Annotated in this window: 16 protein-coding genes; 2 read left to right on the top strand and 14 right to left on the bottom strand. The window is 55.9% G+C overall.

The features are described 5' to 3' along the window. Positions 1–61: 61 nt before the first annotated feature. The 6 genes from odhB to sdhC all read right to left on the bottom strand — a co-directional run bounded on the left by odhB (position 62) and on the right by sdhC (position 7,756). On the bottom strand, positions 62–1,282 hold the full coding sequence (odhB, locus tag HVZ37_RS07100; RefSeq protein ID WP_044256556.1) for a 2-oxoglutarate dehydrogenase complex dihydrolipoyllysine-residue succinyltransferase: 1,221 nt from the start codon (positions 1,280–1,282) through the stop codon (positions 62–64). A gap of 14 nt (positions 1,283–1,296) precedes the next feature. Next, positions 1,297–4,098: a 2-oxoglutarate dehydrogenase E1 component gene (gene sucA / locus HVZ37_RS07095; RefSeq protein WP_044327997.1), complete on the bottom strand. Its 2,802-nt coding sequence runs from the start codon at positions 4,096–4,098 to the stop codon at positions 1,297–1,299. A 414-nt stretch (positions 4,099–4,512) separates the two neighbouring features. After that, a complete protein-coding gene (sdhB, locus tag HVZ37_RS07090; protein WP_043001368.1) occupies positions 4,513–5,229 on the bottom strand; it encodes a succinate dehydrogenase iron-sulfur subunit SdhB in 717 nt (238 codons plus the stop codon). 15 nt (positions 5,230–5,244) lie between these two features. Continuing rightward, a complete protein-coding gene (sdhA, locus tag HVZ37_RS07085; RefSeq protein WP_043001369.1) occupies positions 5,245–7,011 on the bottom strand; it encodes a succinate dehydrogenase flavoprotein subunit in 1,767 nt (588 codons plus the stop codon). Next, complete coding sequence (sdhD, locus tag HVZ37_RS07080) at positions 7,011–7,358, bottom strand: succinate dehydrogenase membrane anchor subunit (protein ID WP_043001370.1); 348 nt, start codon at positions 7,356–7,358, stop codon at positions 7,011–7,013. The genes sdhA and sdhD overlap by 1 nt, the downstream gene beginning before the upstream one ends. Then, positions 7,352–7,756, bottom strand: a complete 405-nt coding sequence (sdhC, locus tag HVZ37_RS07075; RefSeq protein WP_043001371.1) for a succinate dehydrogenase cytochrome b556 subunit — start codon at positions 7,754–7,756, stop codon at positions 7,352–7,354. The genes sdhD and sdhC overlap by 7 nt, the downstream gene beginning before the upstream one ends. 694 nt (positions 7,757–8,450) lie before the next feature. Here sdhC and HVZ37_RS07070 point away from each other — a divergent pair. Beyond that, positions 8,451–9,734 carry a citrate synthase gene (locus HVZ37_RS07070; RefSeq protein ID WP_043001372.1) on the top strand — a complete coding sequence of 428 codons (1,284 nt, stop codon included), beginning with the start codon at positions 8,451–8,453 and terminating at the stop codon, positions 9,732–9,734. A gap of 186 nt (positions 9,735–9,920) precedes the next feature. Next, positions 9,921–10,967: an AbrB family transcriptional regulator gene (locus tag HVZ37_RS07065; RefSeq protein ID WP_043001373.1), complete on the top strand. Its 1,047-nt coding sequence runs from the start codon at positions 9,921–9,923 to the stop codon at positions 10,965–10,967. Here HVZ37_RS07065 and nei read toward each other — a convergent pair. The 8 genes from nei to ybgI form a co-directional block, all read right to left on the bottom strand. Beyond that, on the bottom strand, positions 10,964–11,755 hold the full coding sequence (nei, locus tag HVZ37_RS07060; RefSeq protein ID WP_044256562.1) for an endonuclease VIII: 792 nt from the start codon (positions 11,753–11,755) through the stop codon (positions 10,964–10,966). The genes HVZ37_RS07065 and nei overlap by 4 nt on opposite strands. A gap of 23 nt (positions 11,756–11,778) precedes the next feature. Continuing rightward, positions 11,779–12,423: a pyroglutamyl-peptidase I gene (gene pcp, locus HVZ37_RS07055; RefSeq protein WP_043001375.1), complete on the bottom strand. Its 645-nt coding sequence runs from the start codon at positions 12,421–12,423 to the stop codon at positions 11,779–11,781. Positions 12,424–12,432: 9 nt separating this feature from the next. Next, positions 12,433–13,428, bottom strand: a complete 996-nt coding sequence (locus tag HVZ37_RS07050) for a DUF979 domain-containing protein (RefSeq protein ID WP_043001376.1) — start codon at positions 13,426–13,428, stop codon at positions 12,433–12,435. Beyond that, complete coding sequence (locus tag HVZ37_RS07045) at positions 13,425–14,153, bottom strand: DUF969 domain-containing protein (protein WP_043001377.1); 729 nt, start codon at positions 14,151–14,153, stop codon at positions 13,425–13,427. Before HVZ37_RS07045 ends, HVZ37_RS07050 begins: the two co-directional genes overlap by 4 nt. Positions 14,154–14,230: 77 nt before the next feature. After that, complete coding sequence (gene pxpA / locus HVZ37_RS07040) at positions 14,231–14,965, bottom strand: 5-oxoprolinase subunit PxpA (protein ID WP_044327595.1); 735 nt, start codon at positions 14,963–14,965, stop codon at positions 14,231–14,233. Continuing rightward, complete coding sequence (pxpC, locus tag HVZ37_RS07035) at positions 14,955–15,887, bottom strand: 5-oxoprolinase subunit PxpC (protein WP_044327592.1); 933 nt, start codon at positions 15,885–15,887, stop codon at positions 14,955–14,957. The genes pxpA and pxpC overlap by 11 nt, the downstream gene beginning before the upstream one ends. Next, entirely contained in the window at positions 15,881–16,537 is a 657-nt protein-coding gene (gene pxpB, locus HVZ37_RS07030) for a 5-oxoprolinase subunit PxpB (protein ID WP_181628259.1), read from the bottom strand. The genes pxpC and pxpB overlap by 7 nt, the downstream gene beginning before the upstream one ends. Positions 16,538–16,558: 21 nt before the next feature. Further along, positions 16,559–17,302, bottom strand: coding sequence for a radiation resistance protein YbgI (ybgI, locus tag HVZ37_RS07025; RefSeq protein WP_043001380.1), 744 nt, complete (start codon positions 17,300–17,302; stop codon positions 16,559–16,561). Positions 17,303–17,392: the final 90 nt, after the last annotated feature.

The raw sequence follows: 17,392 nt of genomic DNA, 5'->3' as shown, positions 1-17,392 counted from the left end.
GTGCTTGTGCCGGATGGCGCTACGCTCATCCGGCCTACGAGGCAGGTGATACTCTTGTTTACTACACGTCCAGCAGCAGACGAGTCGGATCTTCCAGCAGTTCTTTGATCGCCACCAGGAAGCCCACGGATTCGCGACCATCGATCAGACGGTGATCGTAGGACAGCGCCAGGTACATCATCGGCAGGATTTCGACCTTGCCATCTACCGCCATCGGACGATCTTTAATCGCGTGCATGCCGAGGATCGCACTCTGCGGCGGGTTGATGATCGGCGTGGACATCAGCGAACCGAACACACCACCGTTGGTGATGGTGAAGTTACCGCCCGTCAGATCTTCCACCGTCAGCTTGCCGTCACGACCTTTGATAGCCAGCGTCTTGATGTTTTTCTCGATGTCAGCCATACCCAGCGTATCGACGTCGCGCAGGACCGGGGTCACCAGACCGCGCGGCGTGGATACCGCCATGCTCACGTCGAAGTAGTTGTGATACACCACGTCGTCGCCATCGATAGAGGCGTTCACTTCCGGATAGCGTTTCAGCGCTTCTACTACCGCCTTCACGTAGAAGGACATGAAGCCCAGACGGATACCGTGACGTTTTTCAAACGCTTCACCGTACTGCTTACGCAGATCCATGATGGGCTTCATGTTCACTTCGTTGAAGGTCGTCAGCATGGCAGTGGAGTTTTTCGCTTCCAGCAGACGCTCGGCCACGCGTTTGCGCAGACGGGTCATCGGTACGCGTTTTTCGCTACGTGCCCCCAGCGCTGGCTGTGCAGCAGGGGCTTCTGCCGGTGCTTTGGCCTCGGCTTTCGCAGGGGCTTTCGCCAGATGCTTATCCACATCTTCACGAGTGATACGTCCGCCCACACCGGTGCCTTTGATCGCACTGGCGTCGAGGTTGTGCTCAGCCAACAGGCGACGGATCGCCGGGCTCAGCGCATCGTTATTTTGCTCTTCCAGAGAAGCCTGTTGACGCTGCGCCGGGGTAGACGCTTTTTCTTCAGACTTCGCGCTGGTTTCTTTACCCGCGCTATTGCCTTCACGCAGGCGACCGAGGATCTGGCGGGAGGTCACGGTGGTGCCTTCGTCTTCCAGAACCGCATCCAGAATGCCGTCCGCTGATGCCGGTACTTCCAGTACCACTTTGTCAGTTTCGATTTCTACCAGCACTTCGTCACGAACCACCGCATCACCCGGTTTTTTGTGCCAGGTGGCAACAGTCGCGTCCGCTACGGACTCAGGCAGGTCGGGAACAAGAATATCTACGCTACTCATTTTGTATCCTTTAATTAATCGACGTTCAGCGCGTCATTGACCAGATCTTGTTGCTGTTTCTGGTGAACGGACATATACCCTACCGCCGGAGAGGCGGAGGCCGGGCGACCTGCATAACGCAGAGCGGCCCCAAATGGAATCACTTCACGGAAATGATGCTGGCTGCAGTACCATGCGCCCTGGTTGAGCGGCTCTTCCTGGCACCAGACAAAATCATGTACGTGAGCGTACTGTTTCAATACGTCCTGCATCGCCTGATGCGGGAACGGATAAAGCTGTTCGATGCGCACAATGGCGACATCTTTCTGATTGTTCTTGCGACGCTGTTCCAGCAGGTCGTAATAAACCTTACCAGAACACATCACCACACGCTTCACGCCTTTCGGATCGAGGTCATCGATTTCACCGATGGCAGGCAGGAAGGTGCCGTTCGCCAGCTCATCCAGGCTGGAGACCGCCAGCGGATGGCGCAGCAGCGATTTCGGCGACATGACCACCAGCGGACGACGCATCCCGCGCAGCGCCTGACGACGCAGCATGTGATACACCTGAGCCGGAGTAGACGGTACGCACACCTGCATGTTCTGCTCAGCGCAAAGTTGCAGATAACGCTCCAGACGCGCGGAGGAGTGCTCCGGACCCTGCCCTTCATAACCGTGCGGCAGCAGCATCACCAGGCCACACATCCGGCCCCATTTCTGTTCGCCAGAGGAGATGAACTGGTCGATAACCACCTGCGCGCCGTTGGCGAAGTCACCGAACTGCGCTTCCCAGATGGTCAGGGTGCGCGGTTCCGCTGTGGCATAGCCATATTCGAAGGCCAGTACCGCTTCTTCAGACAACACGGAGTCCCAGACGCGGAAGCTGCCCTGCCCGTTGTGGACATGCTGCAGAGGAGTCCAGGTCGACCCGTTGGTCTGGTTGTGGATCACCGCGTGGCGATGGAAGAAAGTGCCGCGACCAGAGTCTTCACCGGACAGGCGAATCGGGATCCCTTCGTCAACCAGCGTAGCGTAAGCCAGCGTTTCTGCGCCGCCCCAGTCGAACGGTTTTTCCCCGTTCGCCATCAGCTGGCGGTCGCCGTAGATTTTGGCCACACGAGACTGCATCTCAACGGTTTCAGGCACCGTACTGATGCGTTTCGCCAGTTCCTGAAGGCGCTTCATTTCAACCTTGTTCGGGTACGCTTCATCCCACTCGTGGTTGAGGTACGGCGACCAGGTAAAGGAGTGCATATTCATCGGACGCCACTCTTTCACCACGCATTCGCCCGCGTCCAGCGCGTCGCGATACAGGTTGACCATTTCGGTAGCATCTTCCAGCGTCGCGACGTTATCCGCTTCCAGCTTATCCGCATAGATTTTGCGCGGGGTCGGATGCTTTTTGATTTTCTGATACATCAGCGGCTGGGTTGCGCTCGGCTCGTCGGCTTCGTTGTGGCCGTGACGGCGGTAGCACACCAGGTCGATGAAGACATCGCGTTTGAAGGTGTTGCGGAAATCCAGCGCCAGACGAGTGACGAAAGCCACCGCTTCCGGATCGTCCGCATTCACGTGGAAAATCGGTGCCTGTACCATTTTACCGATATCGGTGCAGTACGGGGTGGAACGTGCATCCAGCGGGTTAGAAGTGGTGAAGCCCACCTGGTTGTTGATCACGATGCGAACGGTACCGCCCACTTCGTAACCCCGCGCTTTCGACATGTTCAGGGTTTCCTGAACCACGCCCTGCCCGGTTACCGCAGCGTCGCCGTGGATGGTGATCGGCAGCACTTTGTTGCTGCTTGGTTCATCCAGACGATCCAGACGAGCGCGAACGGAACCGATCACCACCGGGCTGACGATTTCCAGGTGCGACGGGTTAAACGCCAGCGCGAGGTGAACCAGGCCACCTTCGGTTTCGATATCCGATGAGAAGCCCATGTGGTACTTCACGTCACCGGTGCCGAGATGTTCTTTATGTTTACCCGCAAATTCGTCGAACAGATCCTGCGGTTTCTTACCCAGTACGTTGACCAGGACGTTCAGACGACCACGGTGCGCCATACCCAGCACCACTTCACGGGTACCGCTGTTACCGGCATGGCGGATCATCTCTTTGAGCATCGGGATTAACGCATCACCGCCTTCCAGCGAGAAGCGTTTCGCGCCAGGGAATTTGGCGCCCAGATAACGTTCCAGACCTTCGGCTGCGGTGAGTTCACTCAGGAAGCGTTTTTTCTCTTCGCTGCTGAATGCCGCGCGACCGGATTCGATGCGCTGTTGCAGCCAGCGTTTCTCTTCGGTGCTGGTGATGTGCATGTACTCAGCACCAATCGGGCCGCAGTACGTTTGTTTGAGCGCGGAAAGCAGCTCGCCCAGCTTCATCGTCTCTTTGCCGCCGGCAAAAGAACCTACGTTAAAGCTTTCCTGGAAGTCGGCCTCTGTCAGATCGTGGAAGGACGGATCCAGATCGGCAACAGTGTCTTGCTGCCACAGTCCCAGCGGATCGAGATTCGCATGCTGGTGACCACGGAAGCGATAAGCGTTGATGAGCTGCAGGACTTTAACCTGCTTCACATTGGTGTCAGGGTCGGAAATCGAAGAAGAGTAACGTGAGGCATCCTTCGCCAGACGACGGAAATAATCACGCGTTTTTGAATGGAATTGATCCGGTTTGACTCCGGTGCCAGGTAACTGCTGGAACGTCGAACGCCAGTTAGCGTCTACCGAGTCAGGATCGGTTAAGAAGTCTTCATAGAGCTGTTCTATCCAGCTCTGGTTTGCGCCAGAGAGGTAAGAAGAGTCCAACCAGGCTTTCAAAGCGCTGTTCTGCATCGTGATCCCTTAAGCATTTGTATGCTTACTTCGCCGTGGATACTACCACGCATACGTCGTATGCGTGCCGGGGTTCACTTGTTACGGACTGTCGTGTGATCTGCGTCCGCTAAGGAACCTTTAAAAACTGTCTAATAATCGTCGTTGTTCAGGCTGCGACTACGTTGCAACCGTTCCTCACCCGGTCACATAGTGAACTATGCTCCCGGCGATTCGTTCCGTTCGCGCCTTATCTCGCGCTGAACATCTCGATTATTGCTATCAATGTGGCAGTTTTTAGAGGTTTCCTGCACTAATTTGCCTGATGGCGACCCCGTAGGCCTGATAAGCGAAGCGCCATCAGGCAACATGTGCCGGATGGCGACGGAAACGTCTTATCCGGCCTACAGGATTGCCACCGCAGGCAATGTCTACTTACGCACTGCGTTGCAACAGCATCGACTTAATATGGCCAATGGCGCGCGTCGGGTTCAGCCCCTTAGGACATACACTGACGCAGTTCATGATGCTGTGACAGCGGAATACGCTGAATGCATCGCTTATCCCTTCCAGGCGGCTGTCCGTCTCGGTATCACGGCTGTCGATCAGGAAGCGATAGGCCGCTAACAGACCCGCCGGACCGATAAACTTATCCGGATTCCACCAGAAGGATGGGCAAGACGTTGAGCAGCAGGCGCACAGAATGCATTCATACAGCCCATCGAGTTTTTCCCGCTGCTCTGGCATCTGTAAATGCTCACGAGCCGGAGGATTTTGCCCATTATTCAATAAGTAAGGCTTAATCTTCTCATATTGTGCATAGAATTGCCCCATGTCTACTACCAAATCGCGGATCACCGGCAAACCAGGCAGCGGACGGATAACAATTTTCTTACCGGGCTGAACCAGCGCTGATACCGGCGTGATGCAGGCCAGACCGTTCTTCCCGTTCATGTTCAGACCATCTGAACCACACACGCCTTCACGGCAGGAGCGGCGGAAAGAGAGACTGGGGTCTTTCTCTTTGAGCTGCATCAACGCATCCAGCAGCATCATGTCACGCCCTTCTTCGCCTTCCAGGGTGTAATCCTGCATGCGCGGAGCGTCATCAACATCCGGGTTATAGCGATAAATTGAAAACTCGAGTTTCATTGTCCTGTCTCCGCATTAGTATGTACGAATCTTCGGCGGGAATGCCGGGCGCAGTTTCGGTTCCATGTTGACTTCACGTCGGGTCATGGATTCCGTCTCTGGCAGATACAGGGAATGGCACAGCCAGTTTTCATCATCACGCTCCGGGAAGTCGAAGCGGCTATGCGCGCCACGGCTCTCGGTACGGAAGTTGGCGGATACTGCGGTGGCATAGGCAGTTTCCATCAGGTTATCCAGCTCCAGACACTCTACGCGCTGGGTGTTGAATTCGCTGGAGGTGTCGTCCAGACGGGCATTTTTCAACCGCTCGCGGATGGCTTTCAGCTCTTCAAGCCCTTTCGCCATCGCATCGCCTTCCCGGAAGACCGAGAAGTTATGCTGCATACATTCCTGCAGCGCTTTGCGAATCACCACCGGATCTTCACCATCACGGTTATTGTTCCAGCGGTTCAGACGCGCCAGGGACGCGTCGATTTCGTCTTCTGTGGCATCGCGCAGTTCACCCTGCTCAGCGATAGATTCCTGCAGATGCAGACCGGCCGCACGACCAAAGACCACCAGATCCAGCAGCGAGTTACCGCCCAGACGGTTAGCGCCGTGTACCGATACGCAGGCGATTTCACCCACCGCAAACAGCCCCGGAACCACCACGTCTTCACCCTGCTCGTTCACCGTCAATGCCTGACCGGTCACTTTGGTCGGAATACCGCCCATCATGTAGTGACAGGTTGGGATAACCGGAATCGGCTCTTTCACCGGGTCAACGTGTGCAAACGTACGGGACAATTCCAGAATGCCCGGCAGACGGGATTCGAGGACGTCTTTACCCAGATGGTCAAGTTTCAGTTTAGCGTGCGGACCCCAAGGACCATCGCAGCCGCGACCTTCACGGATTTCAATCATGATGGAACGCGCCACCACGTCACGGCCCGCCAGGTCTTTCGCATTCGGCGCATAACGCTCCATAAAGCGCTCACCGTGTTTATTCAGCAGGTAACCGCCCTCACCGCGGCAGCCTTCTGTTACCAGCACGCCCGCACCGGCAATCCCGGTTGGGTGGAACTGCCACATTTCCATATCCTGAACCGGAACACCGGCACGGATTGCCATCCCCACGCCGTCGCCGGTGTTGATGTGCGCGTTAGTGGTGGACTGATAAATGCGGCCTGCGCCGCCGGTGGCCAGCACGGTTGCACGGGCTTTGAAGTAAACCACTTCACCGGTTTCGATGCACAGTGCGGTACAACCGACCACTGCGCCATCGGCGTTTTTGACCAGATCCAGCGCATACCACTCGGAGAAAATGGTGGTGTGGTTTTTCAGGTTCTGTTGATACAGCGTATGCAGCAGTGCGTGACCGGTACGGTCAGCTGCCGCTGCGGTGCGTGCCGCCTGCTCACCGCCGAAGTTTTTCGACTGGCCGCCAAACGGACGCTGATAGATACGACCGTCGTCGAGACGGGAGAACGGCAGCCCCATATGTTCCAGTTCCAGAATCGCTTCCGGACCGGTTTTACACATATATTCGATAGCGTCCTGGTCACCGATGTAGTCCGACCCTTTCACGGTGTCGTACATGTGCCATTCCCAGTTATCTTCATGGGTATTACCGAGCGCGACGGTGATGCCACCCTGCGCGGAAACGGTATGGGAACGGGTTGGGAACACTTTGGACAGCAGCGCACAGGTCTGTCCGCTTTGGGAAATTTGCAGCGCCGCACGCATACCTGCGCCGCCTGCGCCAATAACTACAGCATCAAATTCTCTGACTGGCAGTTTCATTACACACCCCACACCACAACAAATCCATAAATCACGTAAACCACCAGTGCAACGACGATAGCCAGTTGCAGCGACAACCGAATTGCCAGTGGTTTAACGTAGTCGGTCAACACCTGCCACATGCCGATCCAGGCATGAATCAAGATGGAGAAGAGTGCCAGCAGGGTGAAGACTTTGGTGAAAGCCGATGAGAAGAAACCGGTCCAGACTTCCCAGGTCAGTTCGCCGCTTGTGGCGAAGAAACCCACCATATAGATGATGTATAACGTCAGAACGATAGCGGTAGCACGGACCAGGATGAAGTCATGTACGCCATTGCGTCCTAGTGCGGAGGCGTTGCTTACCATACGAGGACTCCTGCGAGAAGTGAAAGCACGACAGTGATAACAAAAGAGATTTTGGCTGAGCGTTTACCCGCTTCGAATGTTTCTTCCAGATAGCCAAAATCCATCATCATGTGACGAACACCGACCACGACGTGATACGCCAGCGCGGTAAGGATGCCCCACATAATAAATTTAACAAAAAAGCTACCCATGATGGCGGATGCCTGCTGGAATCCTTCAGGGGAAGAGAGGCTGGTGCCCAGTAACCACAACAGGATCCCGACCGCCACAAAGGTGATCACTCCGGAAACGCGATGGAGAATGGACGCTATCGCCGTGATTGGGAACCGGATCGTTTGCAGATCCAGATTGACAGGTCTTTGTTTTTTCACATTTCTTATCATGAATAACGCCCACATGCTGTTCTTATTATTCCCTTTGGACTTCGGGTACAGAGAGTGAATCACCTGTAGCCTGAAAGACGACGGGATTTCCTTCCTCCGGTCTGCGTGCGGGTCAGACAGCGTCCTTTCTATAACTGCGCGTCATGTAAAACACTGCTTCCAGTTGCTAAAACGACACGTAACAACGCTGGGTGGCTCGGGATTGCAGGGGTTTCCGGAGACCTGGCGGCAGTATAGGACGTTCACAAAATCATTACAATTAACCTACATATAGTTTGTCGGGTTTTATCCCGAACAGTGACACAGGTCACGATAACAACATTTATTTAATTTTTAATCATCTGATTTGACAATCATTAAACAAAGTTGTTACAAACAACACCAGAAAAGGCATATAATGCGTAAAAGTTATGGGGTCACTCTTTAACCTGCAAATAAGTTATGTAACAGTAGGAAGATATTGACCGATCCCTTCAGTACAGTTAATAGTGATAGACAGGTTGAATAATTCGGATTGCTAAGTTGTTGATTTGTTGCTAATTCACCATGAGTTAACTGATTTACCTGCAAGCGCCCATTGCTCTGTACCCTGGTTTCTCCTCTATCCAGAGCGGCGAGCCGAATAACAAACTGGTAACGGTTGATTGATGTATCGATGGCAAATCTCACCTGAGTAGTCTTAAGCAATAAGGCGCTAAGGAGACCGTAAATGGCTGACACAAAAGCAAAAATCACCCTAAATGGTGATACGGCTATTGAACTGGATGTGCTGAAGGGCACGCTAGGTCAAGATGTTATTGATATTCGTAGCCTGGGTTCGAAGGGGATGTTTACTTTTGACCCTGGTTTCACCTCTACTGCATCCTGCGAATCCAAAATTACGTTCATCGACGGCGATGAAGGCATTTTGTTGCATCGCGGCTTCCCGATCGATCAGTTAGCCACCGAGTCTAACTATCTGGAAGTGTGTTACATCCTGCTGAACGGCGAAAAACCGACGCAGGCAGAGTACGACGCGTTCAGAACCACCGTGACTCGCCATACCATGATCCATGAGCAAATCACCCGTCTGTTCCACGCTTTCCGTCGCGATTCACATCCGATGGCGGTCATGTGCGGGATCACCGGTGCACTCGCCGCGTTCTATCACGACTCTCTGGATGTTAACAATCCGCGCCACCGCGAAATCGCCGCATTCCGCCTGCTGTCCAAAATGCCGACAATGGCGGCGATGTGTTACAAATATTCTATCGGCCAGCCGTTTGTTTATCCGCGTAACGACCTCTCCTACGCCGGTAACTTCCTGAACATGATGTTCTCCACGCCGTGTGAAACCTATGAAGTGAACCCGGTACTGGAACGCGCAATGGACCGTATCCTGATCCTGCATGCCGACCATGAACAGAACGCCTCCACCTCAACGGTACGTACTGCTGGCTCGTCTGGCGCGAACCCGTTTGCCTGTATTGCTGCGGGTATTGCATCCCTGTGGGGACCGGCGCACGGTGGCGCGAACGAAGCGGCGCTGAAGATGCTGGAAGAAATCAGCTCGGTTAAACACATTCCGGAATTCGTTCGTCGTGCGAAAGACAAGAATGACTCTTTCCGCCTGATGGGCTTCGGTCACCGTGTTTACAAAAACTACGATCCGCGTGCCACCGTGATGCGTGAGACCTGCCACGAAGTGCTGAAAGAGCTGGGTACCAAAGATGACCTGCTGGAAGTGGCGATGGAGCTGGAACACATCGCGCTGAACGACCCGTATTTCATTGAGAAGAAACTTTACCCGAACGTCGACTTCTACTCCGGTATCATCCTGAAAGCGATGGGAATCCCGTCTTCCATGTTCACCGTGATCTTCGCCATGGCGCGTACCGTCGGCTGGATTGCGCACTGGAGCGAAATGCATACCGATGGCATGAAAATCGCGCGTCCACGTCAGCTGTACACCGGCTACGAAAAACGCGATTTTAAATCTGACCTTAAGCATTAATCGTCAGACTGCCGGATGGTGACGCGACTGCGTCTTATCCGGCCTACGGTTGTCAATTCGTAGGCCGGATAAGTAGTAGCGCCATCCGGCAACTTCCCTACCTTTTCTTGACCCTCGCTATATTAATCTTCTCCGCCCTTCTCTATGATTTACGGATAGTTTGTTCATTTCTTCCGGGAGCACAGGATGCCAGTTCTGCAGTGGGGCTTGTTGTTTTTGCTGTCACTCCTTCTGTCCCTGCTCTTTCTCAGCATTCATCTTCCGGCGGCGTTACTGCTCGGCCCGATGATCACCGGTATTCTGTTTAGTCTTCGCGGTATCTCACTAAAGCTTCCTCGCTGTACGTTCCTCGGCGCGCAAGCCATTCTTGGCTGTATGATTGCGCAGAATTTGTCAGGCTCATTATTAACGACGCTGGCGGCAAACTGGGTAGTAGTGCTGGCAGTTCTGCTGGTGACGCTGCTCTCCAGTACGGTCGTTGGCTGGTTACTGGTTCGCTACAGTTCACTCCCTGGCAATACCGGCGCGTGGGGCTCATCTCCCGGCGGTGCGGCGGCAATGGTCGCGATGGCGCAAGACTACGGCGCCGATATCCGCCTGGTCGCCTTTATGCAATATCTGCGGGTACTGTTTGTCGCTGGCGCAGCAGTGCTGGTGACGCGGTTTATCATGGGCGAAAGCGCAGAAGCCGTCAGCCAGCAGATTGAGTGGTTCCCGCCGCTGAGCGGCAATCTGTTCACGACGCTGCTATTAGCGGTGGTTGCCAGCGTTGTCGGTCGGGTGCTGCGCATTCCCTCCGGTACCATGCTGGTGCCGATGCTGGTAGGCGCCCTGCTGCACGCAAGCGGCGTGATGGTGATTGAACTGCCGGAATGGCTGCTGGCGATAGCGTATATGCTTATTGGCTGGCAGATTGGTCTCGGATTCGACAAGCAGGTCTTCTTTATGGCGCTGCGACCGTTGCCGCAAATCCTGCTCTCTATCTTCGCCCTGCTTGCCATTTGCGCAGCAATGGCCTGGGGAATGACCCACTATATGCAGATTGATTTTTTAACCGCCTATCTCGCCACCAGCCCCGGCGGGCTTGATACGGTTGCAGTCATTGCCGCCGGCAGTCACGCCGACATGTCGCTGATCATGGCGATGCAAACCCTGCGGCTGTTCAGTATTCTTCTCACTGGCCCTGCCATCGCCCGTTTTATTTCAGCCAAAGCGCCGCGACAAGCGCATTAATGCTGGCAATGTGGACACCAGTAGAACGGCCGTGAGGAGAGCGTGGTTTTCTCGATGATCCCGCCACAACGTTCGCAAGGTTCACCGTCGCGGTGAAACACCTTAAAGCGAAACAGCGCGCCATGATGCTTATTTTCATCGACCTGCCCACGCGTGGTGTAGGACAAGCGCGGAATATCCAGCAGCGCATGCGCTAACGCCGTCAACTGCGCATCGCTGAGATCGCGCGCTTTATGCTGACCGGTTATCCCCACCTGCCAGAGGATCTCCACCCGCAGATAGTTTCCCAGCCCAGCGAGAAAAGCCTGATCCAGCAACAGTCCGGAAAACTGGCGGTTGCGAAAACGCGGCGAGAGTAACCGGGCTTTCACCGCATCAGGGGTCAGACGCGGGTCCAGCACGTCCGGCCCAACCCGTTGCAGGAAGGGATGGGTAGTGAGCTGTTCCGGCGTCAACATCTCAATGTCAGACGCGCTATAAAGCAGAATGGTTTTATCCGCGGTTTGCAGTTTAACGCGCAGAATACGGGTGGTGTGCGGCATGTCGCCACTGTCCACCACGTGCCAGACGCCATACAGCTGATTATGGCTGTAGAGCGTCAGACCCGCAGAAAAATGGGTCAGCAACGCTTTGCCGCGCGTCTCCATCGCCGTGACGGTCTGCCCCACCAGTGTGGATTGATACGGTTTTAACTGCGCAAAGGCAAACCAGACATCCGTCAGGGGTTTGCCTTTGATCGCCGCCTCCAGGTTATCCGCCGCGCGGCGGATCTCCGGGCCTTCAGGCATGGTTCTGTCCTTATCTGAGAAGATTAGTGCGTGGCGCCACCTGTCACGGCGATGTCATCGTCAACCTGCAATGCGGTAGCGATCGCCACCTCCAGCGCCAGACGCACCGTTTCCGCCGCCATACTGGGCGCCCCCGGATGCGCCGCCGCCTGCTGCGGCAGATAAGGGATATGGATGAATCCCCCCTTCACCTCCGCGATGCCGCTCAGTTTGTGGAGCAATCCGTACATCACATGGTTGCAAACAAATGTCCCCGCCGTCTGTGAGACCGACGCTGGCACACCGGCTTCACGCATCGCCGCCACCATGGCTTTGACTGGCAGCGTGCTAAACCAGGCCGCTGGTCCACCAGCAACAATCGGCTCATCCACCGGCTGTTGGCCTTTATTATCCGGAATACGCGCGTCGTCGACGTTGATCGCCACGCGCTCAACGGTAATATCGGTCCGTCCGCCCGCCTGTCCGATGGCCAGCACCAGCGATGGAGAGAGCGTATCAATGGCGGAATTCAGCACACTGAGCGACTCGCCAAACACACACGGCAACTGACGCGCCACCACGCGGCACCCGGCGATGATAGCATTGTCGAGCTGCGAGACCACTTCCCAGGAAGGGTTAATCTGCTCGCCGCCGAAGGGCTCAAATCCGGTGATTAATACCGTTTTCATCCGTCCTCCTTACAGGAACATCAGGAAATACATCAGGAACACGTTGACTAGCAGCAGCAGTATGCCGGTTGGCACCTGCGCTTTAATGACCGCGTTTTTATCTGGCAGTTCCAGCAGCGCGGCGGGCACGATGTTGAAGTTTGCCGCCATCGGCGTCATCAGCGTACCGCAATAGCCGGAGAACATCCCGATAGCCGCCATCACCGCCGGGTTACCACCGTGCTGAAGCACCAGAATCGGAATGCCAATTCCCGCGGTGACAATCGGGAAGGCGGCAAACGCATTGCCCATCACCATCGTCAACAGCGCCATCCCAATGGTATACACCGCCACCGCGATAAAGCGGCTGTCGACGGCCAGATACTCTTGAGTAAGATACGAAATGCCACTGCCAACGCCTGCCGCCGTAAACAGCAGTCCTAACGTTGCGAGGATCTGCGGTAAAATAAATGCCCAGCCGATGGAATCCAGCAGGCGGCGCGCCTCCTGAATCGGCTGATGCACCCTCTCATGGGTCATTTTGATAGCCATACCGAGACCAATCAGTGAGCCTGCGGTCATCGAGAACAGCGTCACCAGCGTGGCATGATTACCCGGTCCAAACAGAGCGTCCTGCAACCCCGGAATGTGATTGAACATCAGTACGCCAATCACGGTGACGACCGGAATGGCCAGCGCCGGGTAAAACAGGCGGTTACCCAGACGCGTCGCGCTCTCTTCCCGCTGCTCGCGGGTGCGCTGATGATAACTGCCCAGCTTGACGCCGCCAAAACCGGCGATCAACGCCATGATCACCACCGCGACACCGACGGCAATGTTGACTGTACGTTTGTCGCCCACCAGTTGATACGTCCAGTCGCCCAGCAGGAACAACAGCCCGTAGACGCCCCAGAATAACCCGGTCGTTAACCGACGCGGATTAGCTTTATCCTGCCAGGACATAATGGCGACAATCAGCAGCACGATCCCCGCCAGCCAGTAGAGGTAGCTTTGTTGAAAATTCATTGCGCCTCTCCTTTGCGGGTGTCAACAGAACCGGCTTTCGCCATTTCGCGTTGCAGATAGTTATCCAGCCGCCACAGGCGCGTACCATGGATCACGAAGGCGCACAGGGCCGTTGGGATCCCCCATAAGGCAATGTGCAGCGGTTCGGTCTGAATACCGCCGGACTCCAGCATAAAGTTGTGCATGAAGATAATCGCGCCGAACGCGACGAAGATATCCTCACCAAAAAAAAGTCCCACGTTATCCGTCGCCGCCGACATCGCTCGCAACCGGTAGCGCACCGCGCCGGGCAATGCCCCGTACGTTTTCTCCGCCGCCCCTTCCGCCATAGGCGCTAACAACGGACGCACCATTTGCGGGTGACCGCCCAGGCTGGTCAGCCCTAGCGCAGCGGTGGCTTCACGAATAAACAGATAGACGATCAGCAAGCGACCTGATGTAGCGCTTTTAATCCTGGCAATCCACGCCTGGGCGCGCTCTTTCAGCCCGTGACGCTCGAGCAGGCCAATAACCGCCAGCGGGATCAGCAGGATAAACGGCAGGTTGCGGGTGTTGAGAAAACCTTCACCCAGCTTTTCGAGGATCGTGGCGATCGGCATTTGTGCCGCCAGTCCAGTGACGATCCCGGCGACAATAACCACCAGCACCGGGTTAAAACGTAAAAGAAATCCAACCACAATGACGGCGATGCCCATCAGTGGCCAGAGCGTTATTGCATCTCCCATAATCCATTCCTGTATGTTGTGTTTTGTTGTGGTGTTTTTATATGCGCAACCCCTCTATGGAGGCTGCGTCAGTGTGCTCAGGCAACAATGGTGATTCTGCGGGCTTCAAACGCCGAGCGTAAACGTCGGGCGAAGGCCAGCGCGTGTTCGCCATCGCCATGAATACAAACCGTTTGCGCCACCACGCTTGTCCATTCACCGGTAATGCTTTTCACGCGTCCGGTTTCCACCATTCCCAGCGTTTGCGCCAGCGACTGGTCCTCGTCTTCAATCAGCGCGCCCGGCTGCGTGCGTGGCACCAGACTGCCGTCCGCCTGATAACCGCGATCGGCGAACACCTCCTGGCGCGTGACGAGACCGTAACGCTCACCCGCACGGACAAGCTCACTTCCCGCCAGGCCGACCAGAATCAGTGCCGGATCGCAGGCGTACACCGCTTTGGCAATGGCATCTGCCAGTTGCGGATCTTTCGCCGCCTGATTGTAGAGCATGCCATGCGGTTTCACGTGCCGCATGACGCCCCCCTCCGCCCGGGCTATTGCCGCCAGCGCGCCGATTTGATACAGCGTTTGCGCGTACACCGTTTCCACAGGCAGCGTCATCGCCGTGCGGCCAAAGTTTTCCCGATCCGGAAAGCTCGGGTGCGCCCCAATGGCTACACCATTTTTCAGCGCCTCGCGCACGCTGGTCAGCATGGTTTGCGCATCGCCGGCATGAAAGCCGCAGGCAATGTTGGCCGATGAGACCAGCGTCAACAGTTCTCCATCGCTGGCGCAGCCTTCGCCGAGATCCGCATTTAAATCAATGTTCATCATTGAGTCGCCATGTGAGTTGTTCCAGATAGCGCTGTTGGTCCTGCCGCGCTTTCAGCGCCTCCTCCAGCGAACACTGAACAAAGTGAATGGGTTGACCGAGCGGGATCTGCGCCAGATGGTACATGTCTGCCTCGATTATGCAGGCAATGCGCGGATAGCCGCCGGTCGTCTGGGCATCGTTCATCAATACAATCGGCTGCCCGTTGTGCGGAACCTGAATCACGCCAGGCAGCAGACCGTGCGACACCAATTCCCGATCCGTCGTTCGCATCAGCGGTTGTCCCTGCAGGCGGTAGCCCATCCGGTTACTCTGCGGACTGAGATGCCACGGCGATCGCCAGAACGACTCCTGCGAAACGGCGTCAAATTCGTGGTATTCCGGCCCCGGCAGCGCCCGAATGCGATTCCCCCATAGCAGTTGTTTTACCCCTCGCGCTTCCAGGAACGTCCGTCGGGGTTTGCCGGTCGCCAGCCGGTCGCCGTCTTTCAGCAGGCGTCCTTCCAACCCGCCGATGCCCACTTTGAGATCGGTACTGCATGACCCCATCACTTCCGGCACGTCGATACCGCCCGCGACGGCAAGATAGCTGCGCATACCATGCTGCGGACGTTTTAGCACCAGACGCTGGCCCGCTTTCACCGGCAGACGCCAGCCCGTCCAGACGGGGTGATTATCCAGCCGCGCTTCACATCCCGCACCGGTCAGGGCAAACCAGCTGTCGGTTTCAAATTCCACAACCAGTTGTCCGAGAGTAATTTCCAACACCGGAGCACTGGCCTCATTACCCACCAACAGGTTAGCGATTTGCATCGCCGGTTTATCCAGCGCACCGCAGTGACTAACGCCTGACTGACGAAAACCGTGACGACCGCCATCCTGAACGGAGGTGTACAATCCCGCGCGAATAATATTCAGCATACCCCCTCCTTCTGCGGGATAAAGCGCACGTTATCGCCAGGGCGCAGGAGAACCGGTTCCTCTTTTTTCGGGTCGAACAAGGCCTGCGAGGTATGACCAATCAACTGCCAACCGCCAGGCGTTGGCAGCGGATAAATACCGGTTTGCGGTCCGCCGATACCCACCGATCCAGCCGGAACGATCAGCCGCGGCTCAGCGCGCCTGGGCGTGTGCAGTTGTTCCGGTAAGCTACCGAGATACGGGAATCCCGGCTGAAAACCTAAAAACCAGACCACATACTCGACCGACGCGTGCAGCTCCACTACCTGCTTTTCGCTCAGGCCGCTATGGCGGGCAACGTCCGCCAGATCGGGACCACCTGCGCCGCCGTAGGTCACCGGAATTTCGATATAGCGTGAGTCTGGCTCCAGCGCCTCACTCTCCTCCCACCAGCGTTGCAGGCGTTCAATCGCATCCAGCGCCAGCGTTTGCGGGTCGCGTAGGATCACGGTGATATTGTTCATTCCCGGAATCGCCTCGACCACGTTTGGCGTCTCAACCAAACGTTGCGCCAGACGCCAGATACGTTTCTGGCTCGCCAGCGTCACCGGCGGCTCAAGCTCCAGCACTACCGCCGTTTCACCTAACAGATAACAACGCGCTCGTTGCACTTGCATTCCTCTTGTTTTTATTTATGCCGGGTTTGGAATATCAATAAACGTCACATCCAAATCGGTGTTCTCCGTCAGCCATTCGCTGAGCGCACGGATCCCGCCGCGTTCGGTGGCGTGATGCCCGGCGGCGTAAAAATGCAGTCCCTGTTCACGGGCTGAGTGGATGGTTTGTTCGGAAACTTCACCGGTGATAAAGGCGTCAACGCCAGCCTGCGCGGCGCTGTCGATGAAGCTTTGCCCGCCGCCAGTGCACCAGGCGACACGTTTGATGGTATCCGGCCCGGTGTCACCGCACCATAACGGCCTGCGTCCAAGACGTGCTTCAATCCACGACGCCAGTTCCAGCCCAGGGACCGGCATCGTCAGTTCGCCCCAGGGAACCAGCGGCTCGATTTCACCCATCACGGTGATCCCCAACAGGGCCGCCAACTGTGCGTTATTGCCCAGTTCGGGATGTGCATCCAGAGGGAGATGCCAGCCGTAGAGGTTAATGTCATTCGCCAGCAGCGTTTTCAGGCGATTGCGCTTCATCCCGCGAATCACCGGAGATTCGCCTTTCCAGAAATAGCCATGATGAACGATGACCGCATCAGCCTGCAGACGCACCGCTTCATCCAGTAACGCCTGACTGGCGGTCACACCGGTGACGATTTTTTGCACCGTTTCTTTGCCTTCAACCTGCAAACCGTTTGGCGCGTAGTCGCTGATGGCGGCGCTGTTCAGTTTCTCGTTGATCAGTTGTTCCAGTTCGGTGTTTTTCATCATCGATCCCTTGTTTATTTATGCACTCCGTTAACATAGCGTCCCTGTGGCGGTTCGTCGATAGACAATTATTAGCCATATTAAGAAACC

This window comes from Citrobacter sp. RHB35-C17, assembly GCF_013816795.1.
Lineage (GTDB): Bacteria > Pseudomonadota > Gammaproteobacteria > Enterobacterales > Enterobacteriaceae > Citrobacter_A > Citrobacter_A amalonaticus.
This window is presented reverse-complemented; position numbering and strand designations above follow the sequence as displayed.